Origin of the sequence: Ruegeria lacuscaerulensis (assembly GCF_013034685.1) — a bacterium.
GTDB lineage: Bacteria > Pseudomonadota > Alphaproteobacteria > Rhodobacterales > Rhodobacteraceae > Ruegeria > Ruegeria lacuscaerulensis_B.
In genome coordinates, this window is the sequence record NZ_WQGO01000001.1 from 777,759 (window position 1) to 804,623 (window position 26,865).

22 protein-coding genes are annotated in these 26,865 nt (G+C 59.0%); 10 read left to right on the top strand and 12 right to left on the bottom strand.

Annotation, left to right across the window (positions count from 1 at the left end):
* Positions 1-56 precede the first annotated feature (56 nt).
* Positions 57-1,859 (top strand): autotransporter assembly complex protein TamA, encoded by a 1,803-nt coding sequence (locus tag GOV80_RS03860; RefSeq protein WP_170782906.1) that lies wholly within the window; start codon positions 57-59, stop codon positions 1,857-1,859.
* Entirely contained in the window at positions 1,856-5,929 is a 4,074-nt protein-coding gene (locus GOV80_RS03865) for a translocation/assembly module TamB domain-containing protein (RefSeq protein WP_237215612.1), read from the top strand. The genes GOV80_RS03860 and GOV80_RS03865 overlap by 4 nt, the downstream gene beginning before the upstream one ends.
* Here GOV80_RS03865 and GOV80_RS03870 read toward each other — a convergent pair.
* From GOV80_RS03870 to GOV80_RS03885, 4 genes are all read right to left on the bottom strand, one after another.
* The gene (locus GOV80_RS03870) at positions 5,923-6,432 is read right to left on the bottom strand and encodes a thioesterase family protein (protein WP_237215613.1); all 510 of its coding nucleotides are present in this window, start codon (positions 6,430-6,432) and stop codon (positions 5,923-5,925) included. The two genes, GOV80_RS03865 and GOV80_RS03870, sit on opposite strands and share 7 nt — an antisense overlap.
* A 94-nt stretch (positions 6,433-6,526) precedes the next feature.
* Entirely contained in the window at positions 6,527-9,310 is a 2,784-nt protein-coding gene (fdhF, locus tag GOV80_RS03875) for a formate dehydrogenase subunit alpha (RefSeq protein ID WP_170782908.1), read from the bottom strand.
* Positions 9,311-9,324: 14 nt separating this feature from the next.
* Positions 9,325-11,028 carry an NAD(P)H-dependent oxidoreductase subunit E gene (locus GOV80_RS03880; RefSeq protein ID WP_170782909.1) on the bottom strand — a complete coding sequence of 568 codons (1,704 nt, stop codon included), beginning with the start codon at positions 11,026-11,028 and terminating at the stop codon, positions 9,325-9,327.
* 85 nt (positions 11,029-11,113) lie between these two features.
* On the bottom strand, positions 11,114-11,995 hold the full coding sequence (locus GOV80_RS03885; protein WP_170782910.1) for a LysR family transcriptional regulator: 882 nt from the start codon (positions 11,993-11,995) through the stop codon (positions 11,114-11,116).
* Positions 11,996-12,151: 156 nt separating this feature from the next.
* Between GOV80_RS03885 and GOV80_RS03890 the strand changes: the two genes are divergently transcribed.
* Positions 12,152-12,508, top strand: coding sequence for a YybH family protein (locus GOV80_RS03890; RefSeq protein WP_170782911.1), 357 nt, complete (start codon positions 12,152-12,154; stop codon positions 12,506-12,508).
* A 22-nt stretch (positions 12,509-12,530) separates the two neighbouring features.
* On the opposite strand, the gene ychF is transcribed toward GOV80_RS03890, so the two are convergent.
* Complete coding sequence (gene ychF / locus GOV80_RS03895; RefSeq protein WP_170769929.1) at positions 12,531-13,628, bottom strand: redox-regulated ATPase YchF; 1,098 nt, start codon at positions 13,626-13,628, stop codon at positions 12,531-12,533.
* 193 nt (positions 13,629-13,821) lie between these two features.
* On the opposite strand from ychF, the gene GOV80_RS03900 reads away from it, so the two are divergent.
* From GOV80_RS03900 to GOV80_RS03930, 7 genes are all read left to right on the top strand, one after another.
* Positions 13,822-14,307, top strand: coding sequence for an acyloxyacyl hydrolase (locus GOV80_RS03900; protein ID WP_170782912.1), 486 nt, complete (start codon positions 13,822-13,824; stop codon positions 14,305-14,307).
* A gap of 78 nt (positions 14,308-14,385) precedes the next feature.
* Entirely contained in the window at positions 14,386-15,177 is a 792-nt protein-coding gene (gene trpA / locus GOV80_RS03905) for a tryptophan synthase subunit alpha (RefSeq protein ID WP_170782913.1), read from the top strand.
* 153 nt (positions 15,178-15,330) lie between these two features.
* Positions 15,331-16,497, top strand: a complete 1,167-nt coding sequence (locus GOV80_RS03910) for an alpha-hydroxy acid oxidase (protein ID WP_170769926.1) — start codon at positions 15,331-15,333, stop codon at positions 16,495-16,497.
* Between the two features lie 247 nt (positions 16,498-16,744).
* Complete coding sequence (locus GOV80_RS03915) at positions 16,745-17,398, top strand: 50S ribosomal protein L25/general stress protein Ctc (protein WP_170769925.1); 654 nt, start codon at positions 16,745-16,747, stop codon at positions 17,396-17,398.
* Positions 17,399-17,524: 126 nt separating this feature from the next.
* Positions 17,525-18,205, top strand: coding sequence for an aminoacyl-tRNA hydrolase (pth, locus tag GOV80_RS03920; protein ID WP_170782914.1), 681 nt, complete (start codon positions 17,525-17,527; stop codon positions 18,203-18,205).
* Between the two features lie 82 nt (positions 18,206-18,287).
* Entirely contained in the window at positions 18,288-19,451 is a 1,164-nt protein-coding gene (locus GOV80_RS03925) for a serine hydrolase domain-containing protein (RefSeq protein WP_170782915.1), read from the top strand.
* Positions 19,452-19,460: 9 nt separating this feature from the next.
* Positions 19,461-19,838: a DUF2237 family protein gene (locus GOV80_RS03930; RefSeq protein WP_170769922.1), complete on the top strand. Its 378-nt coding sequence runs from the start codon at positions 19,461-19,463 to the stop codon at positions 19,836-19,838.
* Between the two features lie 121 nt (positions 19,839-19,959).
* Here the strand turns inward: GOV80_RS03930 and trpB are convergent, their stop codons facing one another.
* The 7 genes from trpB to GOV80_RS03965 all read right to left on the bottom strand — a co-directional run bounded on the left by trpB (position 19,960) and on the right by GOV80_RS03965 (position 26,851).
* A complete protein-coding gene (gene trpB, locus GOV80_RS03935; RefSeq protein WP_170782916.1) occupies positions 19,960-21,207 on the bottom strand; it encodes a tryptophan synthase subunit beta in 1,248 nt (415 codons plus the stop codon).
* Between the two features lie 67 nt (positions 21,208-21,274).
* Positions 21,275-21,916: a phosphoribosylanthranilate isomerase gene (locus GOV80_RS03940; RefSeq protein WP_170782917.1), complete on the bottom strand. Its 642-nt coding sequence runs from the start codon at positions 21,914-21,916 to the stop codon at positions 21,275-21,277.
* A gap of 6 nt (positions 21,917-21,922) precedes the next feature.
* Positions 21,923-22,273: a lipopolysaccharide assembly protein LapA domain-containing protein gene (locus GOV80_RS03945; protein ID WP_170783005.1), complete on the bottom strand. Its 351-nt coding sequence runs from the start codon at positions 22,271-22,273 to the stop codon at positions 21,923-21,925.
* A gap of 6 nt (positions 22,274-22,279) precedes the next feature.
* Positions 22,280-22,564: an integration host factor subunit beta gene (gene ihfB, locus GOV80_RS03950; RefSeq protein WP_050603110.1), complete on the bottom strand. Its 285-nt coding sequence runs from the start codon at positions 22,562-22,564 to the stop codon at positions 22,280-22,282.
* A gap of 270 nt (positions 22,565-22,834) precedes the next feature.
* Positions 22,835-24,511: a 30S ribosomal protein S1 gene (gene rpsA, locus GOV80_RS03955; protein WP_170782918.1), complete on the bottom strand. Its 1,677-nt coding sequence runs from the start codon at positions 24,509-24,511 to the stop codon at positions 22,835-22,837.
* Positions 24,512-24,736: 225 nt separating this feature from the next.
* Positions 24,737-25,030: a DUF6525 family protein gene (locus GOV80_RS03960; protein ID WP_272871014.1), complete on the bottom strand. Its 294-nt coding sequence runs from the start codon at positions 25,028-25,030 to the stop codon at positions 24,737-24,739.
* Positions 25,031-25,171: 141 nt separating this feature from the next.
* Positions 25,172-26,851 (bottom strand): tryptophan halogenase family protein, encoded by a 1,680-nt coding sequence (locus tag GOV80_RS03965; protein ID WP_170769917.1) that lies wholly within the window; start codon positions 26,849-26,851, stop codon positions 25,172-25,174.
* Positions 26,852-26,865 lie beyond the last annotated feature (14 nt).

Sequence of the window (26,865 nt, forward strand, 5' to 3'; positions counted from 1 at the left end):
TCACCCTTCATAAGGCAGCAATATTGCGTTCGATTTTGGGCAGTTGGAGCCAACAGATGCAGGGAAGCAGGCTGCGCTTTTCTAAAACCTTGGTACTGGGCATCATGGCTGCCGCTATGCCGACCGGACTGTCCGCTCTGGAAACCTCGCTGGTCGCGCCAGGCGCTCCGCAAGAGTTGGTGGACCGGATCGAGGAGACATCTTCGGTTACCACCGCAGAATCCCGCGGGTTGGATACTCCGCTGGAAATCCTGTCCGCCGCACTGTCTGATTATCGGACTATCGTCCAGATCATGTATGATGAGGGTTATTTTAGCCCGGAAGTCAGCATCAAGCTAGATGGTCAGGAAGCAGCAGAGCTCAGCTCGCTCAGCGTCCCGGCCAAGATAGACCGCGCGGTGATTACCGTGGCAACGGGCCCCTCCTACCGTTTTGGCGAGGCGACCTTGCGACCGATTGCACCGGAAACCGTCTTGCCCGAGGATTTTGCGATTGGCAAACCAGCCTCGACCGGGGCCATCCAGCGGGCAGCCTCGGCCGGTGTTCAGGGCTGGCGCAACGTAGGTCATGCCAAGGCCGGTGTCGCCGGACAAAAAGTGATCGCACGCCACCCACAGGCCCGGCTGGACGCAGAGATCGACGTCGATCCCGGTCCGCGCCTGAGATTTGGCGAAATGTTCATTCTGGGTGATTCTGACGTCAAACACTCTTCGATCGAAAAGATCGCGGGTTTCCCCTCGGGTCAGGTCTATTCACCCGAAGAAATCCAGAAGGTCGGCACCCGATTGCGCAGGACCGGAACGTTCAATGTGGTCGCCATCGAGGAGCGTGAAACCCCGAACGCCGACGGCACGTTGGATTTCGACGTCTATTTCGAAGACCTGCCCAAGCGCCGCCTGACGCTGGGTTTCGAAATAGCCTCGCGCGATGGGATCGACCTGACCGCCACCTGGACACACCGCAACGTGTTCAAACGCGCCGAGCGTCTGCGTTTTGAAGCTGCATTGCGCAACATCGGTGGGTCCGAGGACTTGGATGGCCGGATCGGCTTGCGACTGGACCAGCCAGACCGGCTTGGCCCCGATGACAGCACCTTCTGGAATGCCCTGATCGACCGCCGCAATACGGACAACTACAGTGTGTCAATCACCTCGCTGGCATATGGTGCGCGCCGGACCTTCTCGGACCGGCTTTATGCCGAGGCTTCGGCAGGGTTTCAGTTGTCAAACGCGGACGATGCCTTCGGCGACGGACGCAAATTCAGGTATTTCATCCTTCCGTTCCGCGCCGAGTGGGATGAACGCGACAGCAAGGTCAGCGCCACGCGCGGGTTCTATCTGGATGCGCAGGCTATGCCATTTGTTGGACTGTCAGGCACGGAAACAGGTGCCCGCTTCTTCGCGGATGCGCGCAGCTATACCAGCCTTGGAACCGACGGGCGCATCGTGCTGGCGGGTCGGGTGCAAATCGGCTCAGTCATCGGCCCCTCGCTGGACGGTGTGACCCCGGACTTCCTGTTCTATTCTGGCGGTGCAGGCACTGTTCGCGGGCAGCCCTTTGAAAGCCTTGGTATCCCCGTCGGAGATGAGGTTGCAGGCGGCAAGTCGTTTTTGGGGCTTTCGGGCGAAGTTCGTGGTAAAATCACCGATACTATCTCGTTGGTCGGGTTTTATGACTACGGGGCGGTCGATACGACGGTTTTTGTGACCAGCACGGCGAATTCCCATTCGGGGGCTGGTCTGGGGGTCAGGTACGATTTGGGCGGCTTTGGCCCGTTGCGGCTTGATCTGGCTGTGCCGGTTCAGGGTGACACGGGCAATGGTCTGCAATTCTATATCGGGATCGGACAGGCATTTTGATACGACGCACTTCATATACGATTGTCAGTGCCACTCTGATCGCAACCGCACCACCGGTATTCGCGCAGGAAGACGGCGGCGGCAGTATGCTCGAGACCTTCTTGCAGGACACATTGTCGGGCGACAATCAGAACGTAACGGTCAAGGGCCTGCAAGGCGCGCTCAGCGCCCGTGCCACGATTGAGGAAATCACTGTCGCCGATGATGAAGGCGTCTGGCTGACCATCAAGGACGCCCAGCTTGATTGGAACCGACTGGCCCTGATCCGGGGACGGTTTTCGGTCAATGCACTGACGGCGCAGGAAATCGACATCGCCCGCGCGCCGGGGGCGACGACAACGGAAGAGCCCGCCGCTTCGGCTGAGACACAGCCCTTTCAACTTCCTGAATTGCCGGTTTCCATTGAGATCGGCGAGATTCGGGTGGATGAGCTGGCCTTGGGCGAGCCTCTGATCGGTGTGGCGGCCGATCTGTCTGTCACTGGAAATCTGTCTCTGGCCGACGGAACGATGGACACCAATCTGGACATCACCCGGCTGGATCGCGCCGGGGATGAGATCAAGCTGACCGCTGGATTCCAGAACGACTCGAGCCAGATCACACTGGATTTGCAGGTGATCGAGGCGTCGGGCGGGCTCATATCGACAGCGCTGAAAATCCCCGACAGCCCGCCGATTGGGTTGACGGCCAAGGGATCAGGCCCGCTGACGGATTTTACTGCCGATATCGGGCTGAGCAGCGATAACCAGCAGCGCGTTTCGGGGCAGGTACGCCTGCGCGCGGCTGAAGCCGATCAGGGTATCGCCTTCACCACCGACCTCAGCGGCGACCTGACCCCGTTTCTGACCGCCGAGATTGACCCGTTTTTTGGCACCGAGACCCGCCTGTTCGTCGACGGGCAGACCAAACCCGACGGCGCTCTGGAGGTCTCGGACCTTGAACTGACGACGCAGGCCCTGAGCCTGAAAGGGGAATTGCAACTGGGCGAAGGCAGCGCCTTGCAACTGGCGGCCCTGCAAGGGCGGATCACCCCGCCCGACGGGCAATCCGTGACCCTACCCGTCGCAGGTGGGGATACGTCGATCAAAGCGGCACAGATTTCGGCGCTGTTTGACCGGAAAAACGGCAATCTGTGGGATCTCAGCCTGACGGCCAACGGGCTGAACGCACCGCAAGCCAATCTGCAAAACGCGCGCATTACCGCTCAGGGCGTTCTGGATCAGGACGAGGGCTTTGCGGTCAGCGGCGATCTTCAGGCCAGTGTTTCCGGCATTGACCTGAACGATCCCGCCCTGAACGCCGCTTTGGGGCAGCGGATCATATTGGACGGACAGTTCGACTATGGCAGCGATCAGTCCTTGAACCTGTCCGGGTTCGAGCTGATCGGCTCGGACTATGATCTGGCGCTGGATGCGCTGGTCAACGGCCTGAACAGCGGGCTCAGCATCGATGGCTCGGCCGAGTTGAACGCAACCGACCTGTCGCGCTTTTCCGATCTGGCGCAGATGGAACTGGGCGGTCAGATCACGGCGCGGGTCGAGGGCAAAGGATCCCCGCTTGATGGCAGCTTTAACGGCAAACTGACCGTTGAGGGGGCCGACCTGTCGACTGGGCGCGAGGATATCGACCCGATTATCACCGGCAACACCACCGTCACGCTGGACGGTCAGCGGGGGGCGGACGGCATCACGGTGCGTACCTTCGCTCTGGACAGTTCCGCCGCGCAGGTCGAGGCCAGTGGCAACGTCACGACACCAGATGGAAATCTGACAATTGACGGGCAGGCAAAAGTCAACGCCCCGGATCTGTCGGTCTTTTCCGGGTTGGCCCAACATGATCTGGGCGGCTCTGTCCGGGCCGAGTTCGCGGGCCAGGGCACCGCGCAAACACAGGAATTCGACGGTACGCTCAACATCGTCGCGCGCGATCTACAGACCGGCTTGGCCGATTACGATCCGTTGCTGACCGGGCAAACCACGATTCTGTGGGATGGCGCGCGTTCGCTCGACAAGATTGAAATTCGCAAAGCAACCGTGAACGGCACAGCGCTGCGTGCGCAGGTACAGGCGACGGTCAACAACCCAACGGACGCGCCTTCGGGTGAAGGGACGGTGCAGTTGGTCGTGCCCGACCTGTCGCTTTTCTCGGGCATTGCGGATCGGGAACTGACCGGTGTGGTCAACGCCAATTTGACGGGCAGCGGCGACCTATCGAGCCGCGCTTTTGATGTGCAAGGTGATGTGGATGCCGACAATATCCAGATTGGAATGGACCTTGTGGACCGCCTAATTCAGGGCCGCACGACCCTGTCTGTGGACGCCCAAAACAGCGACGAAGGCTTGGATGTCAGAACCTTTCGCCTGAAGGGCACCGCAATCTCGGCCGATGCGTCGGGCAAGGTGGCGCGTCAGTCGGGCGGGCTGAATTATTCGGTTCAGCTGGATGACCTAGCGCGGATCACGAACATCCTGTCAGGGCCGCTAACATTGACCGGCAATGTCGCACCCACCGCGGATGGCGTCGAGGGTACGACAACCCTGAGTGGTCCCGACAGCTCCTACGCGTCATTGATCGGGTCGGTAGACGCGGACGGTTCAGCGGATTTTGACTTTGACGCCAAGTTCAACCGGATCGAGCGGTTCCTGCCAGAGTTCCCTGGCTCAGTCGCCACAAGCGGCACGGCAAAGCGGCAGAACGGGGTCTGGACCATCGATTCCAACACCGAAGGTCCGGCACAAATTAACAGCACTTTGTCCGGCACGTTTGATGAAACCTCGGGCGAAGCCGATCTAAAGGCCGTGGGCGGTGTCAATATCGGCATCGCGAACCTGTTCATCTCGCCCAACAAGATCGACGGCACGGCCCAGTTTGACGTGGCGCTCAAGGGCAAGCCCGCGCTGGATGCGCTGAGCGGGACAATCACCACCAACGGCACCTCGCTGGCGCTGCCAACCGCAGGACAGACCTTCACCGGGATCGACGGAACGGTAACATTAGCGCAAAGCCGGGCAACCATTGCGATAACCGGCGGCCCGCGCTCGGGTGGCAGTTTCAACGTGTCCGGACCGATTGACCTGACCCCGCCCTTCAACGCCAATGTGACGACGACGCTGAACAATCTGGTGCTGACAGATCAGCTCTTATTCGAAACATCGCTGAACGGTCAGATCGCGCTGACCGGCGCTCTGGCTGCCAACAGTGCCGTTTCAGGCCAGATCAATTTCGGCGAAACCAATATCAATCTTGCTGCGGCGTCCGGCGCCGTAGGTGCCGCGCCGATCCCGAATATCGAACATGTCGGGGAAAGCCCGGCCAGCTACCTGACGCGGGAACGCGCTGGTTTGATCGTGGACGAGGAAGCCACCCAAAGCGACTCGCGCATCGCGCTTGATGTTTCACTGCTGGCTCCGAAGGCTGTGTTCGTGCGCGGTCGCGGCGTAAATGCAGAGCTGGGTGGGCGTTTGTTCATTGGCGGGACAACCAGTTCCGTGGTCCCATCCGGTCAGATCGAGCTGATCCGAGGTAACTTGGACATCCTTGGCCGCCGTCTGGCCCTGACCAAGGGGGCCGTAACCCTGCAAGGCGACCTGACGCCCTATATCGAGTTCGCATCCTCGACCAGCACGTCAGAGGGCACCGCGACGATTGAGATCGCAGGCCCGCTGGATGCGCCCGAGGTCAATGTATTCTCAGACCCAGAGCGCCCTGCAGAAGAGGCGTTGGCGATCCTGCTGTTCGGCAACCGGTTCTCGGAATTGTCGCCCTTTGTCATCGCCCAGATGGCCGCGTCATTGGCGCAGCTCAGCGGGGCGGGCGGGGACGCGACCAAAGGCCTGCGCGACAGCACCGGAGTTGATACAGTTGATATCGGCGCCACCGAGGGCGGCGCTGGACGCCTGGGCGCAGGCGCGTATCTGAGCGACAACCTCTATACCGATTTCACCGTGAACACCGAAGGTGACACCGAGGTGAACCTGAACCTGGACGTGACGGATAACTTCACCGTGCGCGGCACTGTCGACGGACAGGGTGAGACAGGGATCGGCATGTTCTTTCAACGCGACTACTGACGGCGGATACCAATCGGCTGACCGACCTGCGGCGCAGGCGTAAGCCCCGCGTGGTCGCGCACCATTTGGGCCAACCGGGCGGCGGCCCACTCTGGATACGCCTCAGACCGACCGGTGGTGTGGCTGACATTCATGAACAACGCCTCTTGCGTGGCGCAAACCTCTCCCGCGTCTGACAGCATTTCGGCAAAATAATGCCCGCGTTTGTGATCGGCATCCAACATGCGGATACGAAATGTCAAAGGCTGCCCCTCGAGCACCTCTTGCAGGAAGGACATCTGCGATTGCAGCACATAGGGTCCCTGCCCCAGCGCGTTGACCTGCACCTCACCCAAGCCCAGATGATCCACCATCAACCGCTCGAGCGCCATGTCGAACGCAACGCCGTAGTAGCCCACATTCATATGGCCGTTATAGTCGATCCATTCGGGCAGCACTTCAAAGCCCCGAATCTCCACCGGCGCATCATAGGGGCCGTCATGCCCGCTTAACGGTTCTGTCATCTGCATCATCCTCGCAACAGGGCGGCATGTTTGGACGCACGAACCCTGCTGTCAAGAAAAGTTAAAGGCGGCCATAAGGGCCGCCTTTGTTCGGTTATTCCGCCGCGATAGCGTCTTCGATCTTTTCTACCCTGATGGCCGAGAACTTGAACTCGGGGATTTTGCCATATGGGTCGATAGCCGAGTTGGTCAGGATGTTGGCCGCCGCCTCGACGTAGGCGAAGGGGATGAACACCATATCCTCGGCAATCGCACGGTCGGCGCGCACCATGATATCAATCGAGCCGCGCCGGGTGGTCAGACGAATGGTCTCGCCCGGTTCGATTCTCATCAGCTTGAGCGTGCGCGGGTTCATCGAACAGTTCGCTTCCGGTTCTACCGCATCCAGAACGTTTGACCGGCGGGTCATCGACCCGGTATGCCAGTGCTCCAACTGACGGCCCGTTGTGGCGATCATCGGGTATTCCTCATCCGGGGCTTCAGCCGGCGGGATAACGCTTGCCGGGGTGAACTTGGCCTTACCGTCCGTTCGCGGGAAGCCATCACCAAACACGATGGACTGACCAGGATCGGTTTCCGACAGAGACGGATAGGTGATCGTCTCGGACTTCAGTCGATCCCAAGTGATGTTATCGAGCGATGCCATTGTCAGCTTCATCTCATCAAACACCTGAGACACGTCCGTGTAGCCCCAGTTCAGCCCGATGCGCTGCGCCAGTTCGACGGTGATCGCCCAGTCCTCGCGCGCCTCACCCGGAGGCGGCACGGCGGGGCGCACCCGCTGCACCTGACGGTTGGTGTTCGACACGGTGCCGTTCTTTTCATACAGCGCCGAGGCAGGCAGGATGATGTCGGCATAGTTCGCTGTCTCGGTCAGGAAGATATCCTGCACGATCATCAGGTCTAGCTTGGCCAGCGCATCGCGGGCGTGGTTCACATCCGGGTCAGACATGGCCGGGTTCTCACCCATGATGTACATACCCTTGATGTTGCCCTGATAGGCCTGGTCGATGATCTCGGTCACCGTCAGACCCTTCTCGTTCGAGAAGTCGTCCGAATTCCAGACCTCGTTGAACTTGGCGCGAATGCCATCGTCAGTCACGGTCTGGTAGTCGGGCAGGAACATCGGGATCAGACCCGCGTCCGAGGCACCTTGCACGTTGTTCTGACCGCGCAGCGGGTGCAGACCTGCGCCGGGTTTTCCAACGTTGCCGGTCATCAGGGCCAGCGAGATCAGGCAGCGCGAATTATCCGTGCCATGGATGTGCTGACTGACGCCCATCCCCCAGAAAATCAGACCAGCCTTGGCTTGCGCAAAGGTGCGCGCAACGCGGCGCAATTGATCGGGTTCGATGCCGCAGATCGGGGCCATCGCTTCGGGCGTGAACTGGCGCAAATGCTCTTTCTCGGATTCCCAGTTCTCGGTCCAGCGGTGGATATACTGGCTGTCGTAAAGCTCTTCCTCGACGATCACGTTCATGATCGCGTTGAGCATCGAGACATCTGCCCCGGGGCGGAATTGCAGCATCTCATCGGCAAACTTGCGCATGCCGACGCCACGCGGATCCATTACGATCAGCTTGCCGCCGCGTTTGGCGAATTGTTTGAAATACGTTGCCGCGACGGGATGGTTTTCAATCGGGTTCGACCCGATAATGATCGCCACGTCCGCGTCCTTGATGTCGTTGAACGCAGCCGTCACAGCGCCTGATCCGACGTTTTCGATCAACGCCGCAACAGACGACGCGTGGCACAGACGGGTGCAGTGGTCGACATTGTTATGCTTGAACCCCTGACGGATGAACTTCTGGAATAGATAGGCTTCTTCGTTGGTGCATTTGGCCGAGCCGAAACCGGCCACGCTGCGCGGGTCTTCGTCGCGCAGGGCCACCAGTTTGGAGGCGGCCAGATCCATCGCCTCTTCCCATGTCGCTTCGCGGAAATGGGTCGACAGGTTCGCGGGATCGACATTCAGCCCCTTGGCAGGCGCGTCCTCGCGCCGGATCAGCGGCTTGGTCAAACGGTGCGGGTGGTGGATGTAATCAAAGCCAAAACGGCCTTTGACACACAGACGGCCTTCGTTGGCGGGGCCATTGATGCCCTCGACGTATTTGACCTTGCCGTCCTTAACCTTCAGCGAGACCTTACAGCCCACACCACAGAACGGGCAGACGCTTTCGGTTTCGCTGTCATAGTCCTTGCTGTCGCCCTTCTGCTGATCGTCCAGAACGGTGGCAGGCATCAGCGCGCCGGTGGGGCAAGCCTGAACGCATTCACCACAGGCTACACAGGTCGAATCGCCCATCGGGTCGTTCTGGTCGAACACCACCTGCGCAGTATGGCCACGACCGGCCATGCCGATCACGTCATTCACCTGAACCTCGCGGCAGGCACGGACGCAGAGATTGCAGTTGATGCAGGCGTCCAGATTGACGCGCATCGCAACGTGGCTGTCATCCAGCAGCGGGATTTTCTCAGCCTCTTTCGCAGGGAAACGGCTGTCGCTGACATCATTCAGCTTGGCCATATCCCAGAAGTGGCTCGAAGTGTCATGCGCTTCCTCCGGCTGATCAGCGACCAGCAGTTCCATGACCATGGCGCGTGATTTCTCGGCGCGGTCACTGTCAGTCTTGACCACCATACCGTCCGCCGCAGGACGAATACACGAGGCGACCAGAGTGCGCTCGCCTTCCACCTCGACCATACAGGCGCGGCAGTTGCCGTCCGGGCGATAGCCTGGCTGCGGCTTGTGGCACAGGTGCGGAATGGTGAACCCTTGGCCCTTGGCGGCTTCCCAGATGGTCCAGCCTTCGGGCACGGTGACATCTTCGCCGTTCAGGTTGAAGGTGACGGTCTTGTTTGGGCTTGCGTCTAGCATGGCTCTGTCTCCCTTCAGATTTCGTCAGCGAAATGTTTGATGACAAGGCGGATCGGGTTCGGAGCCGCCTGCCCCAGACCACAGATCGAGGCGTCGCCCATCACCTGACACAGATCCTCGAGCAGATCGGTGTCCCATTTGTCGGCCTGCATCAGCTTGACCGCCTTTTCACAGCCTGCGCGGCAGGGCGTACACTGACCACAGCTTTCATCCTCGAAAAACCGCAGCATGTTCAGCGCCGCATCGCGGGCCGTGTCCTGATCGGACAGAACCACCACGGCAGCCGACCCGATGAACGTGCCCAGCGGCTGCAACGTGTCGAAGTCGAGCGGGACGTCGTCAATATGGGAGGGGAGAAGACCTGACGACGGCCCGCCCGGTTGATACGCCTTGAATACATGGCCGTCCGCCATGCCACCGGCGGCATCAATCACGTCAAGAATGGTCGAGCCTGCGGGCAACAAGTAAACACCCGGCTTCGCGACACGGCCCGAGACCGAGTAGCTACGCAGGCCCTTACGGCCATTCTTTTCAACTGAATTCAAAATCTGCGGGCCCTCGCGGCAGATTTTCGACACCCAATACAGCGTCTCGACATTGTGGACCAAGGTCGGGCGGTTGAACACGCCGACCTGGGCCACGAACGGAGGACGGTGGCGCGGCAGGCCCTTTTTGCCCTCGATGGATTCGATCATCGCGGATTCTTCACCGCAGATGTACGCACCAGCACCCCGACGCAGGTCAATATAGCCGGGCGCAACGATACCGGCCTGCTCCAGCGCGGCAATCTCACGGTGCAGGATTTCCAGCACCGCCGGGTATTCGTCGCGCATGTAGATAAAGCAGGTCTCGGCCTCGACCGCCCATGCGGCGATCAGCATGCCCTCAAGGAAAACGTGCGGCGTGCGCTCAAGGTAGTAACGGTCTTTGAACGTGCCGGGTTCGCCCTCGTCGCCGTTCACAGCCAGATAGCGAGTGCCTTCGTTCATACGAACAAAGCCCCATTTCTTGCCCGACGGGAAGCCGGCACCGCCCAGACCACGCAGGCCCGAGGACAGGACGTCTTCCTGCACCTGCTCCCAATCACCGCTGTCGCGCAGTTCTTTCAGCTTGGCGTAGCCGCCGTTTGCTTCATAAGCTGCAAAGGTTTCGTAGTCGGGCAGATGCGCATGCGTATCATCGGCAGCAATCGCGGCTTGGACCTTTTCGGGGGTCGCGTGGTCGATATGGTTGTGACCGATCTCAAGCACAGGCGCGGTGTCACAACGACCCATGCAAGGCGCACGCACGACGCGAACCTCCGACGCATCCAGACCATCCTCCAGCGCCTTCTGCAACTGCTGGGCACCGGCCATTTCGCAGGACAGGGAATCACAGACACGGATCGTCAGCGCGGGCGGAGGCGTCTCATCCTCTTTCACCACATCGAAATGGGCATAAAAGGTGGCGGTCTCATAGATCTCGGCCTGACCGATGCGCATCTCGACCGCCAGAGCGGCGATGTGGTCGGCGCTGATATGGCCGTGTTCGTCTTGAATCAAATGCAGGAATTCGATCAGCAGATCGCGACGGCGCGGGCGGGCGCCCAGCAGGCGCGCAACTTCGGCCTGTGCCTCATCCGTGAACTGACGGCCTTTGGGCGTGTGCCGCCCCTTGCCTTTACCTGACTTCCAGACGCCCTTGGGTGCGCCTGATGGCTTGGTGTCTAATGGTGCCATGATGCCCTCCGATTAAGGCCCCGTGTCTCATCAGACCAGCATATCGTCAAATCTCTTATCGCAATCGCACGATAACGACAGCTTATCACCGCAATGAGGCGACGACGGTGCGCAAAGCCTCGACCGTGGGTAATTCGGGCTCGCGCGTTAGGGTGGCCAGACAAATCGGTTTGCTGACAACAGGATCGACCAGCGGCAGCACCTTGGTGCCCCGCAAATCGCCCAAAGCACGCACCAGAACGCGCGGAACAACAGTAGCTGCCAGCCCCTCGCGCGCCATGACCATCGAGGCGGTAAACCCACTGGTTTCCGCCACCACATGCGGATGCAGGCCCTGTTCGGCGAATATTCGATCCAGAATGCGGCGGTTCTGCATCTGCGGCTCAAGTAGGCTGATCGGAAATTCGGCCACCTGTGCCCAGGGGATCGGACCCGTCTGTTCGGTCATATGCGAAGGCACAAGCAGCACATAGGTTTCCTCGTACAGAGGCTGCACCTGCCGCAGATCGGTGCCGATACTGTCGCCATAGGTGATGCCCGCGTCCAGACTTCCCTCATCCAGCCGGTGCTGAATGGCGCTGGCCGACATGGTCTCAATCCGCGACAGGATGCGTGGATGCGCCTGCTGCAAACGCTTGATCAGCCGCCCGGTGAAAGCGATCGCCGTCGGAATGACCCCTAGGATCAACGTGCCCGTAATCTCTCCCCGCGCGGCCAGCACTTGTTGCTCCAGCGCCTTGGAATCATCCAATATCCGCCGTGCCCGACGAACCATCATCTCGCCCTCTTCGGTGAGGCCCTGAAACCGGTTGGCACGACGGACGATCGAGACACCCAACCGGTCCTCAAGATTGCGGATGCGCATCGAGAACGCGGGCTGCGATATCCCGCATTCCTCAGCTGCCTTGGCGAAATGTTGGTGTCGCGCAAGGGCGCTAAGGAGTTGGAGGTCGCGGATTTCGATCATATTCGAGTTTTCCAATAACGGGCCGACGACCACTTTAGCCGTATTAACCTGCGGGAAAAGCACCGTCTGCAGGCGAGCATACCTTTGAACGCATTCTTGTCTTACTCAAGAAACTCGCCTGTAATACACGGCAAGGGCAACACGGAGAGGCTTCGGATGACCGCAGTAGAAGTTTTTCAGAAATTGTATGACAAGTATGTTGATTGCTATCGGTTAAAAGATGCAACTGGTTGTGCGTCATTCTTTATGGATGACGCACAACTATTTTCGCCCTACGGCCCTGCAGCCAAAGGCCGAAAGGCTATAGAAGCTACCCATTCTGAATGGGTTGAGGAAGGTGGCGAGGACAAAATCGTTACGGTTGTTCAGGCCGGCATCGACGGTCAAATCGGCTGGTGCCTTGTCCACTTTAGTGAAGGGACGACCGGTTACGGGACATCCCTTAACGTTTTGTACCGGCAACCTGACGGCGGGTGGCTGATCAGCCATTGCAGTCTGAACGAAAAGCTTTGATACAGACGTTTGCCAGACGGGCTCAGTTGTTAAACAAAAAGTGCATCACATCGCCGTCCTTGACGATGTAGCCCTTGCCCTCGGCGCGCATCTTGCCTGCCTCCTTGGCTCCTTGCTCGCCATTAGCGGCGATGTAGTCGTCATAGGCGATGGTCTCGGCGCGGATGAAGCCTTTTTCAAAATCACCGTGGATAACGCCAGCGGCCTGCGGTGCCGCGGTGCCGGTGCGAATGGTCCAGGCCCGGGCCTCTTTCGGGCCGACGGTGAAATAGGTTTCCAGCTTGAGCAGGTCGTAACCGGCGCGGATCAGACGGTCGAGGCCGGGTTCTTCCAAACCCATCTCGGTCAGGAACATCTCGGCTTCGTCTGCTTCCAGCAGGCTAATCTCTTCTTCGATCTTGGCGCTGATGATGACGTGAGAATTGCCCTGCGCGGCAGCCATTTCAGCGACCTTGGCGGAATATTCATTGCCCTCGGCGGCTTCTTCTTCGGACACGTTGCAGACATACAGAACCGGTTTGGTGGTCAGCAGTTGCAGCATCTTCCACGCCTTGGCGTCCTCGGCCGTAACCTCAACCAACCGCGCGGGTTTACCGCTTTCCAGCATAGCCTGCGCTTCGGCCAGCAGGCGGTCTTGTTGCTGCGCCTCTTTGTCGTTGCCCTTCAGCTTGCGCACCAGATTGGCGCGGCGCTTTTCGATGCTTTCCAGATCGGCCAGCATCAGTTCGGTCTCGATCGTGTCAGCATCAGCCACCGGGTCGACACGGCCATCCACATGGGTCACATCGCCATCTTCGAAACAGCGCAACACATGGGCGATCGCGTCGGTCTCACGGATATTGGCCAGAAACTGATTGCCCAGCCCCTCGCCCTTTGACGCCCCCTTCACCAGACCGGCGATGTCCACGAAGGTCATGCGCGTCGGGATGATTTGCTTCGAGAACGCAATTGCCGCCAGCTTGTCCAAACGCTCGTCCGGCACGGCCACGTCGCCCACATTCGGCTCGATGGTGCAGAACGGGAAATTCGCCGCTTGCGCCGCGGCAGTCTTGGTCAGCGCGTTGAACAAGGTCGACTTGCCCACATTCGGCAGACCCACGATTCCCATTTTAAAGCCCATTGCGGCCTCCTGAAGCGATGTGACGGCGTCTTCTAGGCGGGTTGTGGAAAATGCGCAACCCAAGCGGTGCAACCGGCAGATGGCCACCGCAGCTTCACTAAACCGTTACGGTATTTGTACTTGCGTGAGTTGAACCGCGCGGGTCATGGTCCCCAATTAGGAACACACACACAATTAATTGACGAAGAACCCAATGAAAGCGTTACTTACTTCTGTCGCCTTGCTCGTGGCTGCAACCTCGGTACAGGCCCAATCTGTCATCTTTGGCGCGGGTTTTGCGGATTTTTCTAACGGCAACGGCGACGATCAGGGCGTCTTTTCGCTAGAATACCAGCATCGCCCGTTTCACGAAGCAACGCGTTTCAGCGCTGGTCTGGGTACAGCCCTGACTGTCGACACCGACGGTGACACGCATATCGGCGCAGGTCTGGTGGGCATCTATTCCTTCTCGGATCGCTGGTTCGCTGAGTTGAGTGTGATGCCAGGCTACTTTAACGCCTCTAACGGCGACAATGACTTGGGTGGTGGCTTTCAGATTCGTAGCCTTCTGGGTGTTGGCTATACTTTGGACAGCGGCAACGCCATTTCGCTGGCTGTCACTCACAAGTCGAACGCCAGCACAGAAAGCTTCAACCCCGGCGTCAACGCACTGTTCCTGCGGTATCACTACGGGTTCTAGGCCAATCTGAGCGGTCGGGATTGATTTCCGGCGAAAGTTTCTGCACATCAGGTTCAAACCTGAATGCAAGGACCGCAGATGACCCGTATCGACGCCAAGTTCGCCGCTCTCAAGGCCGAGGGTAAAAAGGCTTTCGTTGCCTATATCATGGCTGGTGATCCCGACTTTGACACCTCGCTTGAGATCGTCAAAGGATTGCCGGGGGCCGGTGTGGACGTGATCGAGCTTGGCCTGCCTTTCACCGATCCTATGGCGGATGGTCCGACCATCCAGGCCGCAGGTCAGCGTGCCCTGGACGGAGGGATGACCTTGCAGCGCACGTTGGACCTGGCCAGTGCATTCCGCGAAACGGATGACACGACGCCAATTGTTCTGATGGGATACTACAACCCGATCTACAGCCGTGGGGTAGAAACCTTTTTGGCCGATGCCAAAGCAGCTGGCATCGACGGGCTGATCGTGGTGGACTTGCCACCCGAAGAAGACGACGAACTCTGCCTGCCTGCGCAGGATGCAGGTCTGAACTTCATCCGCCTTGCGACCCCGACGACCGACGACAAGCGCCTACCGCGCGTTTTGCAGAACACGTCCGGCTTTGTGTACTATGTCTCAATCACCGGTATCACCGGCGCGGCCGAGGCCCAGGCCACCAATGTCGGCCCCGAAGTGGCCCGCATCAAATCCGCCACAGACCTGCCCGTCATCGTCGGCTTTGGCATCAACACGCCCGAGAAATCGCAGGCCATTGCAAGCGTTGCTGACGGGGCCGTAGTGGGATCCGCCATTGTCAGCCAAATCGCGGATGGCAAACCGGTGGCCGAGGTTCTGGATTTCGTAAAATCCCTATCTGACGGCGCACACTCCGCCTGACCCTGCCCTGCTCGACATCAAGACCATGAACCGCGCCTGGAGGCCCCAGTCGCGGTTTTGTGTTGGCGCACTAAAATCCTGCTCAAACCTTACATTGCGACGCGGCATAAAGATTGGTAAATAAAGTGAACCAATCCTACGAAAGCCTGCTTCATGCCCGTCATCACCAACATAGAAGACCTCAAACGCATCTATGAGCGGCGTGTCCCGCGTATGTTCTATGACTATGCGGAAAGCGGCAGCTGGACCGAGCAGACCTTCCGCGACAACAGCTCGGATTTCGATGACATCCGCCTACGGCAAAGGGTTGCCGTCGATATGTCAGGGCGTTCAACCGCATCGCAGATGATTGGTCAGGACGTGTCAATGCCGGTCGCCTTGGCCCCGGTCGGTCTGACGGGCATGCAACACGCGGACGGAGAGATGAAGGCCGCCAAAGCCGCCGAGGAGTTCGGAGTGCCCTTCACCCTGTCCACCATGTCGATCAACTCGATCGAAGACGTGGCAGAGCACACGACCAAACCGTTCTGGTTTCAGCTCTATACGATGAAAGATCAGGACTATGTCAGCCGCCTCATTCAACGAGCCAAGGACGCCAAGTGTTCCGCGTTGGTCATTACACTGGATCTACAAATCCTGGGCCAACGGCACAAAGACCTCAAGAACGGCCTGTCTGCACCACCAAAGCTGACGCCCAAAACCATCGCAAACCTCATGACCAAATGGTCCTGGGGGATTGAGATGCTGGGCGCCAAGCGCCGCGAATTCGGCAACATCGTCGGCCATGTCGAAGGGATATCGGATGCTTCGTCCCTTGGCGCGTGGACGGCCGAGCAGTTCGACCCCAGCCTCGACTGGAACAAGGTCGAAAAGCTGATGGAGCAATGGGGCGGCAAGGTGATCCTCAAGGGCATTTTGGACGCCGAAGACGCAAAGATGGCCGCTAAGCTGGGGGCGGATGCGATTGTTGTCTCAAACCACGGCGGTCGCCAACTGGACGGCGCGCTCAGTTCAATCCGGGTACTGCCCGAAATCATGGACGCCGTAGGCAGTGATGTTGAAGTCCATCTGGACAGCGGCATACGCTCGGGCCAGGACGTCTTGAAAGCCGTCGCCTTGGGTGCGCAAGGCACCTATATTGGCCGCGCCTTTGTCTATGGTCTGGGAGCGATGGGACAAAAAGGTGTCACCACCGCGCTGGAGGTGATCCACAAGGAACTCGACACAACAATGGCGCTGTGCGGTGAACGCAATCTCGGGGACGTCGGGCCGCACAACCTGTTGGTGCCCGAAGATTTCGGGGGCCGTTGGCAAAAGTGATCACTGGGTCAGGGGGCTCTGCCCCCGCCGCCCGTTCCGGGCGCCTCCCCCGGGATATTTTCAGCCAGATGAAGTCTGGATCCGCTCTTCATCTGGTCCCAAATATCCCGGAGCGCGAGGCAGAGCCTCGCAAAAAAACGATGGCTCGAAAAAGCCCTTTCCAAATCCAATGAATCAAGCTAAGGACGCGGCTTCACGCGGGCATACAGCCTTGGAGGATGCCCGCCCTAACATTTGGAGAATTATCATGGCTGGAGAGATTCCTGATCTCGTAGCTCTGGAACGGACGGGGACAGGCAAGGGCGCCGCTCGTCAGGCACGCCGCGACGGCATGGTTCCGGGCATTGTTTTTGGTGGCGACAAAGAGCCGCTGCCGATCAACATCCCGTTCAACGTTCTGTTCAAGCGCCTGAAAGCAGGCCGCTTCAAGTCGACCCTGTGGAACCTGAAGGTTGAAGGCCACGAAGACGTTCGCGTCATCTGCCGCGACGTTCAGCGTGACGTTGTCAAAGACCTGCCGACCCACCTGGACCTGATGCGTCTGCGTCGGACCACCAAGATCGCGCTGTTCATCCCCGTTGAGTTCGTCAACGAAGACGAAGCGCCCGGCATCAAGAAGGGCGGCGTTCTGACGGTTGTCCGTCCCGAGGTTGAGCTGGTCTGCACCGCTGGTGACATTCCTGAGAAGATCACCATTGATCTGACCGGTCTGAACATCAACGACGTTGTCACCATCTCGTCGGTTGACCTGCCCGCAGGCACCAAGCCGACCATTGACCGTGACTTCGTGATCGCCAACATCTCGGCCCCGACCGGCCTGTCGTCCAGCGACGATGAGGAAGGCGAAGAAGTGGCCGCGGATGAGGTTGAAGTCGTCGGCCAGGACGCAGCCGAAGAATAAACCCAGACCCGGTGTTTGGAGTTTGAAGCGGGGCCTGATCCAGGCCCCGTTTTCTTTTGCCCTGTGGGCTGGAAAGCAGGGGGCAAACCGTGGCATCAACCTGTAGCATCAGACAAGGGCGCGCTTATGAAACTGTTTGTCGGATTAGGGAACCCCGGATCGAAATATGCTCGCAACCGGCACAATATCGGCTTTATGGCCGTGGACCGGATTGCCGAAGATCACAATTTCGGCCCCTGGAAATCCAAGTTTCAGGCCGAGATCGCCGAAGGTCGTCTTGGCCGTGAAAAGGTTCTGCTGATCAAGCCGCAAACCTTCATGAACCGCTCAGGCCAGTCCGTGGGCGAGGCGATGCGGTTCTACAAGCTGGACTCAACCGACGTGACCGTTTTCCATGACGAGTTGGACCTTGTCCCTGGCAAAGTGCGAGTCAAGGCAGGCGGCGGGCATGCGGGGCACAATGGACTGCGGTCAATCCACGAACATATCAGCCCCGCCTATGACCGGGTGCGCCTTGGGATCGGGCACCCGGGGCGGAAAGAGATGGTCTCGCCCTATGTTCTGGGCGACTTCGCCAAGGCTGATACCGACTGGTTGGATGATGTGCTACGCGGTGTCTCGGATGGTGCAGGGCATCTGGCCGATGGTGACGGTGGCAAGTTCATGAACGCGGTTGCCATGCGCACCGCGCCGCCGCGATCGTCGAAAACTGCAGACAAAGCGCAAAAACCTGCGCCCCAACCAAAGCCGGAACCACAGGTTGATGACCGCTCGGCGATGCAGAAACTGCTGGATAAGTTCAAATAGCCCCTTAGCTCTTGCCGTAACGTCCTGATTGCAGATGGCTGCTGCACGCGGTCCAATGCGGCACGTCTATGGGAGGAGACATATGAGATCACTGCTGAAGTGGATGTTGCGCGTCGCCTTGATGCTGGCGCTGGCCGCAATCGTTGTCGGGGTCTGGAAGCGCGAGGAAATTCAGCGGCTCTTGGCCGTGAACTCTTTGTTCTCCGAAGATAAGATCGTCCACAATTTCTCTCATATGGATGAGGCGTTTCTAACGGTCGCCCTGCCCCGTGGCAACGGCCCAACCAGCGAATTGCCCTATGGCGCTGGATTCGACCTGCCCGAGGGCACCGATCAATGGATCGAGGACCGGGCAGTGACGTCCCTGCTGGTGATGCAGGATGGCGAGATCCGGTTCGAGGAATATTACCTGGGCACCGGTCCCGACGATCACCGGATTTCGTGGTCGGTTGCGAAAAGCTATCTATCGGCCCTGTTCGGCATCCTGCTGGCCGAAGGCGCGATCGGGTCGCTGGACGATCCAGTGGTGCAATATGCGCCCAAGCTGGCGGGAACGGCCTATGATGGCGCAACAGTCCGCAACGTGCTGAACATGGCAAGCGGCGTCACCTTTAACGAAGACTATTTCGACCCGAACTCCGATATCAATCGGATGGGTCGCGTGGTGGCCTTGGGTGGTGAGTTGGACGATTTCGCGGCCTCGTTGCAGGAGACTTTCGTAGAACCCGGCGCGCAATGGCAATACGTGTCCATCGACACACATGTCATTGGCATGGTGATCCGAGGGGCGACCGGGCGCAGCGTCTCGGATCTGTTGACCGAAAAGATCGTTCAGCCGCTAGGTCTGGAACAGGATGGTTACTATGTGGCGGACGGTGCCGGAGTGGCCTTTGTGTTGGGCGGGCTGAACTTTACCACCCGTGATTTCGCCCGCTTTGGGCAGATGATCCTACAAAATGGCACCTATGGGGGGCAGCAACTGGTCCCTGCCGACTGGATCGCCGAATCCGTTCTGCCCAGCGCCCCAACACAGGCGGGCAAGATCGGGTATGGCTATCAGTGGTGGATTCCCGTCGGCGCGCATGAGGGTGAGTTTCTGGCCCGCGGCGTCTATGGCCAATATATCTATTTCGATCAGCCTCGGGGCGTTCTGATCGTAACAACCGGCGCGGACCGTAAATTCCGCGATGACGGGGTGAATGAGGCCAATGTAGAAATGTTCCGCAGCATCGCGCAAAGCCTGTAAAGTCGGATTATGCAGAAACAGGACAGCATAAATGTACTGGGCGGCGTGCTTGCGCCCTGTTCCCGCGATCCGCTGACCGGGTTCTTTCGCGACGGCGCTTGCAACACCTGCCCCGAGGATCAGGGCAGCCACACCGTCTGCGCTGTGATGACAGCCGAGTTTCTGGCTTTTTCCAAATATGTCGGCAACGACCTGAGCACCCCTCGACCAGAGTTCGACTTTCCCGGCCTCAAACCCGGGGATCGTTGGTGCCTGTGCGCCGGGCGGTTCCTGCAAGCGCATGACGAAGGCTGCGCGCCCATGGTACACCTTGAGGCCACACACCAACGCGCCTTAGAAGTGGTCCCGCTGGATATACTACGCGACCACGCGGCTGCAGGCGATTGAGACCTGACTGAACCTCTGGTTTGCGACATCAATAGACCGCCGCGCGGGGCCCTCTTGTGGGCGCGGTCAAAAAAACCGGCCCTGTTTTGGGGCCGGCTCCAAACGTTTAACGCTATGGCGCTTAGCCCGCCGTACGCCCTTCGGTATCTGACATATCGAAGTTCAGATACTTGGCCACGGTCTGCACATCCTTATCGCCGCGCCCGCACATGTTCATGCAGATCAGGTGATCCTTGGGCAGGTCGGGCGCAATTTTCATCACGTGGGCCAGCGCGTGGCTGGGTTCCAGCGCCGGGATAATCCCTTCGGTAGCGCAGCAGAGCTGGAACGCCTCGAGTGCTTCTTTGTCGGTGATCGAGACATAGTTCGCGCGGCCAATATCGTTCAGCCACGAATGTTCCGGCCCGATACCGGGATAGTCCAGACCGGCCGAAATCGAATAGCCTTCCAGAATCTGACCGTCATCATCCTGCAGCAGATAGGTGCGGTTGCCATGCAGCACGCCAGGACGACCGCCGGTCAGCGAGGCGCAATGCTCCATCTTCTCGTTTACACCTTTGCCACCGGCCTCGACCCCGATGATATTGACCGATTTGTCGTCAAGGAACGGGTAGAACAGGCCCATCGCGTTCGATCCGCCACCGATGGCTGCAATGATCGTGTCGGGCAGACGGCCTTCGGCCTTCAACATCTGTTCCTTGGCTTCCTTGCCGATAATCGACTGGAAATCGCGGACCATTGCAGGGTAAGGGTGTGGACCGGCTACGGTGCCAATACAGTAAAACGTGTCGCGCACATTCGTCACCCAATCGCGCAGCGCGTCATTCATCGCGTCTTTCAGCGTGCCACGACCGGACGTGACCGGAATCACCTCGGCCCCCAGCAGGCGCATACGGAACACGTTGGGGGCCTGACGCTGCACGTCATGGGCACCCATATAGACGATGCACTTCAAGCCGAACTTGGCGCAGACCGTGGCGGTGGCCACGCCGTGCTGCCCTGCGCCGGTTTCGGCGATGATCCGGGTCTTGCCCATACGGCGCGCCAGAATGATTTGGCCCAGCACGTTGTTGATCTTGTGCGCGCCGGTGTGGTTCAGCTCGTCGCGCTTGAGGTAGATCTTCGCGCCGCCCAAGTGTTCGGTCAGGCGTTCCGCGAAATACAGCGGCGAGGGACGACCCACATAGTTCGCCCACAGATCATCCATCTCGGCCCAGAAGGTCGAATCGTCTTTGGCCTTCTCGTATTCCTCTTCCAGCGACAGGATCAACGGCATCAGGGTCTCGCTGACAAACCGTCCGCCGAAGATGCCAAAACGGCCCTGCTCATCCGGGCCGGACATGAAGGAATTGAAAAGATCGTTGGCCATGGGTGTCTCCCTCGTCATTCCCGTTGTTCATAGGAGGTAGCGGCGGGATTTGCCATGGCAAAACGTATCAGCTTGCTGCGTCAACAAATGCGCGGATCAGACCGGCATCCTTGACCCCCGGCGCGCTTTCGACCCCCGTGGATACATCGACCTGTTGTGCCCCGGTCATGCGGACAGCCTCGGCCACGTTGTCAGGGGTCAGGCCACCCGCCAACATCCACGGACGCCGCCAGTATTTGCGCCCAGCCAGCAGGCGCCAGTCAAAGGCCAAACCGTTCCCGCCGGGCAATTCGGCGTTGCGAGGCGGCTTAGCGTCGATAAGCAATTGGTCGGCCACCTCAGAATACAGATCAATCGCCATTAGATCTTCGGGCTCGGCCACACCTATGGCCTTCATCACAGGCAGGCCGTAACGCTGCCGGATATCAGCCACGCGGTCGGGGCTTTCCTTGCCATGCAGTTGCAACATGTCCAGCGGTACATCCGCGACAAGCCTGTCCAGTTCCGCGTCCGAGGCATTGACAGTCAGCGCAACTTTGGCCACTCCGACAGGCACAAGGTGGGCCATCGCGGCCGCGGCCTCAATCTCTAGGTGTCGCGGCGATTTTGGAAAAAAGACAAAGCCCACATACCGCGCGCCGGCCTCAGCTGCTGCGCGCACGTGCTCAGGGGCGGTCAGGCCGCATATTTTGACCGAAATACCGGACATGGTGCCTTAGCTGGCCTCATCCAGAATGGCGAGGACCTCGTCCTTGCCTTCGTTCTGTTTCTTCTTGAGCTTCTTGACCTCACGCTCAAGCTTGCGGACTTCGCCGGTCTTGGCCGACGCATCTGCGCGGTGCTTGTGCTCGCGCAGCCATTCCCACAGGAAACCGATGACCAGACCGGCCACGATGCTACCCAGAACCACAATAAACAACGGCAGCGAAATGCTGAAATTGACCCCGACCAGATCGGCAATCGCCTGAGGCATCAATGTCAGTTCAACGGCTTCGCGGTTGGCCAGCGAGACCGAGATCAGGACGATCCCGAGGGTCGCCAGAAAAGCATATCGAATGTAGCGCATCATGCCTTAGGCTTTACCGTTCAAACGGTCCCTTAGCAACTTGCCTGTCTTGAAAAATGGAACACATTTTTCTTCCACCTGAACAGTCTCACCTGTCCGAGGGTTACGGCCAACCCGCGCGTCGCGCTTTTTGACGGAAAACGCGCCAAATCCGCGCAGTTCCACCCGGTCCCCGCGGGCCATGGCATCCGTCACTTCTTCGAACACAGTATTCACGATCCGCTCGACGTCGCGTTGGTAGAGATGCGGGTTCTCGTCGGCGATTTTCTGAATCAGTTCTGAACGGATCATGTGCGTTACCCTCCCAGGCGACCGGATTACCATGTCTATTATTCTGATCACTATAGAAAAAAACTTGGTTCGGGGGAACGTTGACTCTGTGTGTGCGACCTTGATTCTACGTCAAACTCACGCGAATTTTTGCACTTGTCGGGGAATTGGCCTGCAAATCGTGAACCACAGATGAATAAAGCCTGCAAATCGGAACGTGTTGATTCGCAACAAAAACGGCCCCGCACTCTCATGCGGGGCCGCAAATTCTGCTTGGACTGAGGTCCGGGCTTAGTCGCCCGACTTCAGCGCTGCACCCAGGATGTCGCCCAGCGACGCGCCCGAGTCCGACGAACCGTACTGTTCTACGGCCTCTTTCTCTTCGGCGATTTCGCGCGCCTTGATCGAAAGACCCAGACGGCGGGTTTTGCTGTCAACGTTGGTGACGCGGACGTCGACCTTGTCACCGGTCGAGAAACGCTCGGGGCGCTGCTCGGCGCGGTCACGCGACAGGTCCGAGCGGCGGATGAAGGATTTCATGCCTTCGTAATCCACCTCGATACCACCATCTTCGATCGCAGTGACTTCGACAGTGATGACCGAGCCACGCTTCACGCCGCCCACGGCTTCGGCGAACTTGTCACCGCCCAGGGCTTTGATCGACAGCGAGATACGCTCTTTTTCGACATCAACTTCCGAGACAACGGCCGAAACCATGTCGCCTTTGCGGTAGTTCTGGATCGCATCCTCGCCACGCTCGTCCCAGGACAAGTCGGACAGGTGAACCATGCCGTCGATGTCGCCTTCGAGGCCAATGAACAGACCGAATTCGGTGATGTTCTTGACTTCGCCTTCGACCTCGGTGCCCTCGGGGTGCGTTTCTGCAAACACTTCCCACGGGTTGCGCTGAGTCTGCTTCAAGCCCAGAGACACGCGACGCTTGGCGCCGTCGATTTCCAGAACCATGACGTCGACTTCCTGGCTGGTCGAAACGATCTTGCCGGGGTGGACGTTTTTCTTGGTCCAGGACATCTCGGAGACGTGCACCAGACCTTCGACACCGGCTTCCAGCTCGACGAACGCGCCGTAGTCAGTGATGTTGGTGACGCGACCCTGATGGACCGAGCCCAGCGGGTATTTCGCAGCAACCAGATCCCACGGATCTTCCTGCAGCTGCTTCATGCCCAGGCTGATGCGGTGGGTTTCTTTGTTGATCTTGATGACCTGAACCTTGATGGTTTCGCCGATCGTCAGGATCTCGGACGGGTGGTTCACACGACGCCATGCCATGTCGGTGACGTGCAGCAGGCCGTCAACGCCGCCGAGGTCAACAAATGCACCGTATTCGGTGATGTTTTTGACGACACCCTCGACGGTCTGACCTTCGGACAGGTTGCCGATAACTTCGGCACGCTGTTCGGCACGCGATTCTTCCAGGATTGCGCGACGCGACACAACGATGTTGCCACGGCGGCGGTCCATTTTCAGAATCTGGAACGGCTGCTTCAGACCCATCAGCGGGCCAGCGTCGCGCACGGGGCGGACGTCAACCTGCGAGCCGGGCAGGAACGCAACTGCGCCACCCAGATCGACGGTGAAGCCACCTTTGACGCGGCCAAAGATTGCACCTTCGACGCGCTGGTCGTCGGCATATGCTTTTTCCAGACGGTCCCATGCCTCTTCACGGCGGGCCATCTCGCGCGAGATGACGGCTTCGCCACGGGCGTTTTCTGCGGCGCGCAGGTAAACTTCGACCTCGTCGCCTACAGCAATTTCAGGGGCTTCGCCGGGATTTGCGAATTCTTTCAGATCAACGCGGCCTTCCATTTTGTAGCCGACGTCGATGATGGCTTGGCCGGCTTCGATCGCCAGAACCTTGCCTTTGACAACAGAACCCTCTTCGGGCGTGTCCATTTCGAAGCTTTCGTTCAGGAGGGCTTCGAATTCCTCCATGGATGCGTTAGCCATGTGGCGTTGTTTTCCTTTACAGTACGATTTTGCTGGCCGAGCGGTTGTCTCCGCCGGTCTTGTTTCATGGTGTCCTCTGGCGTGACCCGGTGCGCATCCGATTACACAAACACAAAGGGCCGAGGTAACCCGGCCCTGCTCAGATACGTCATCCGGACGTTGACCGCCCTTGTTCAGACAGCGCGCGTATAGGCCGAATTCAGGTAATGTGCAAGAGCAAAGCCCTTAGTTACTGGCTGCTCCGCTATCTTTCATGCGCCAGATGCCTGCGTCCTTCTGCAACATCGACCGTTCGATGGCATCCAATCGGGACAGCGCCCCGGCAATATCCGTCGATCCGCCAGACCGGTTCCAGATCTTCAGCGCCGAGGCCGGGCTCCACGGCAGGCATGCCGCTGCCAACCAGCCGCGCAATTCAGGCGGCAGGGAATCATAGGTTCGCATCGGAGATACCCTGCACCGCCGCTTTAGACCGCTGCAAAGATTACGACCGCCTCGCCCGGTCTTGTTTCGTCGCATGGCAAACCTCGTCACAAAATTTTTTGTAATGTTATTACATTCTAATGCTGGTTAGACAAGCACTCCAAATGCAAAAAGGGCGGGATCAATTCACCGCCCTTTCCATGCTAAAGACGCGGCGCCGCAAAGCGCCCAGACTTCTCAAAACAGTTGCAGATCCTTTGCACCACTTTGAATCTCGGCAAAGTTCGGCATGTTCTGGACCGCCACTGGGGCCGGTTTCGTGCCAGGCATCGCCACTGTCGGTTTGGCTGGCTTGCCGAAGGCCGGTTTCTCAAGCTCGCCACGAATATCGCGCAGCAGCGTTTTGTGGTCCGGCATGGATTTGAGTATCTGCGCAAGGTCTACCTTCGCACCCTTCCACCACTGGAACCAAATCGGTTTCTTCAGCGGTCGGATACGGTCACGGATACCTGTACCATAGCCCGTGTCATAGACTTGCTTGCCCAACAGTACCGTCTGGAATACGCGATGGTCGAACAGGGTGGCGAACTCCACATCATGCTCCATCGGCAGGCGGTGCTGCCAAAGCTCAAGATTCTCAGCCAGACGATCGGGGATTTTCATCTCGGTCCGCGCGTCGATCCAGTATTGGTCATCCGTGCGGTTGCCCAACCGGTAATGCAGACAGATGAATTCCAGCACCTCATTGTAGAGCTTGTCCATCTGCCGGTTGTAGCGCGCGCGCAACGACGGCTCGATGTCACGCGTCGGCAGATGTTCCGCGAACCAACGGATGGCGTGGTCGATCATATGGATCGCGGTGCTTTCCAGCGGCTCAATAAAGCCGCCCGATAGGCCGATGGCCACACAGTTCTTAACCCAGGCATTGCGCACTCGCCCAACCCGCATCGGGATCACACGTGGCGTAAGACCCTTGCCGCTGTCACCCAGCCACTCAAGATATTCATCGGCTGCCTGATCATCCGTCCGATGCGCCGAAGAATACACATAGCCCGTGCCTACGCGATTGAACAATGGCACTCGCCACGTCCAACCCGCCCCCAACGCGGTCGAGCGCGTAGCGCTTTCGATCTTCTCCGGATTGGGATGTTCGACCTGCAACGCCATGGCCCGGTCATTGGGCAGATAGTCCGAATAATCCATGAACGGCTCACCCAGAGCCTGATTGATGATCAACCCCCGGAATCCGGTGCAATCCACGACCATCTCGATGTCATGACGGCCTTTGCGTTCAAGCATCAGGTGGCTGACATTGCCCTGTTCGTCCAGTTCAACCGCCTGAACCTCATCCTGAATATGCTCGACGCCACGTTTGGTGCAAACCTTCGTCAGCATCCCGGCGAATTTCACCGCGTCCAGATGGTAGGCATAGCCGAACCGTTGTTCGAACTCCGGCGCGCCCAAAGGACGCGCACCTTTGCACAGCCGCGCAAGATCATCATGCGGGGCAATGGATTGAGTAAAATCCCGATCCCCGTTGCCGAAGCGCAGGAAATATTCCGAGGCCTCCAACCCTTCCAGCAACTGGCCATGCGCGAATGGGTTCATATAGTCGATACGATTGCCCTTGGCGTCCTTGTTCCAGTTGCAGAACTTCACACCCAATTTGAACGACGCGTTGGTTTCGCGGAAGAAATCGCGCTCGGATATGCCTGCCTGACGCAGTGTGACCGGCATACGCGGCACGGTTGCTTCGCCCACACCCACGGTCGAGATATTTGGGCTTTCGATCAGGCAGATGCGGGGGCGATCCTTGGGGGCGGAAGTGCGGGAAAACACCATCTCGAGGATCAACGCGGTCATCCACCCCGCTGTGCCACCACCCACGATGGTAATCTTGCTCAAACGCTTGCTCATTAGGCTCTGCTCCC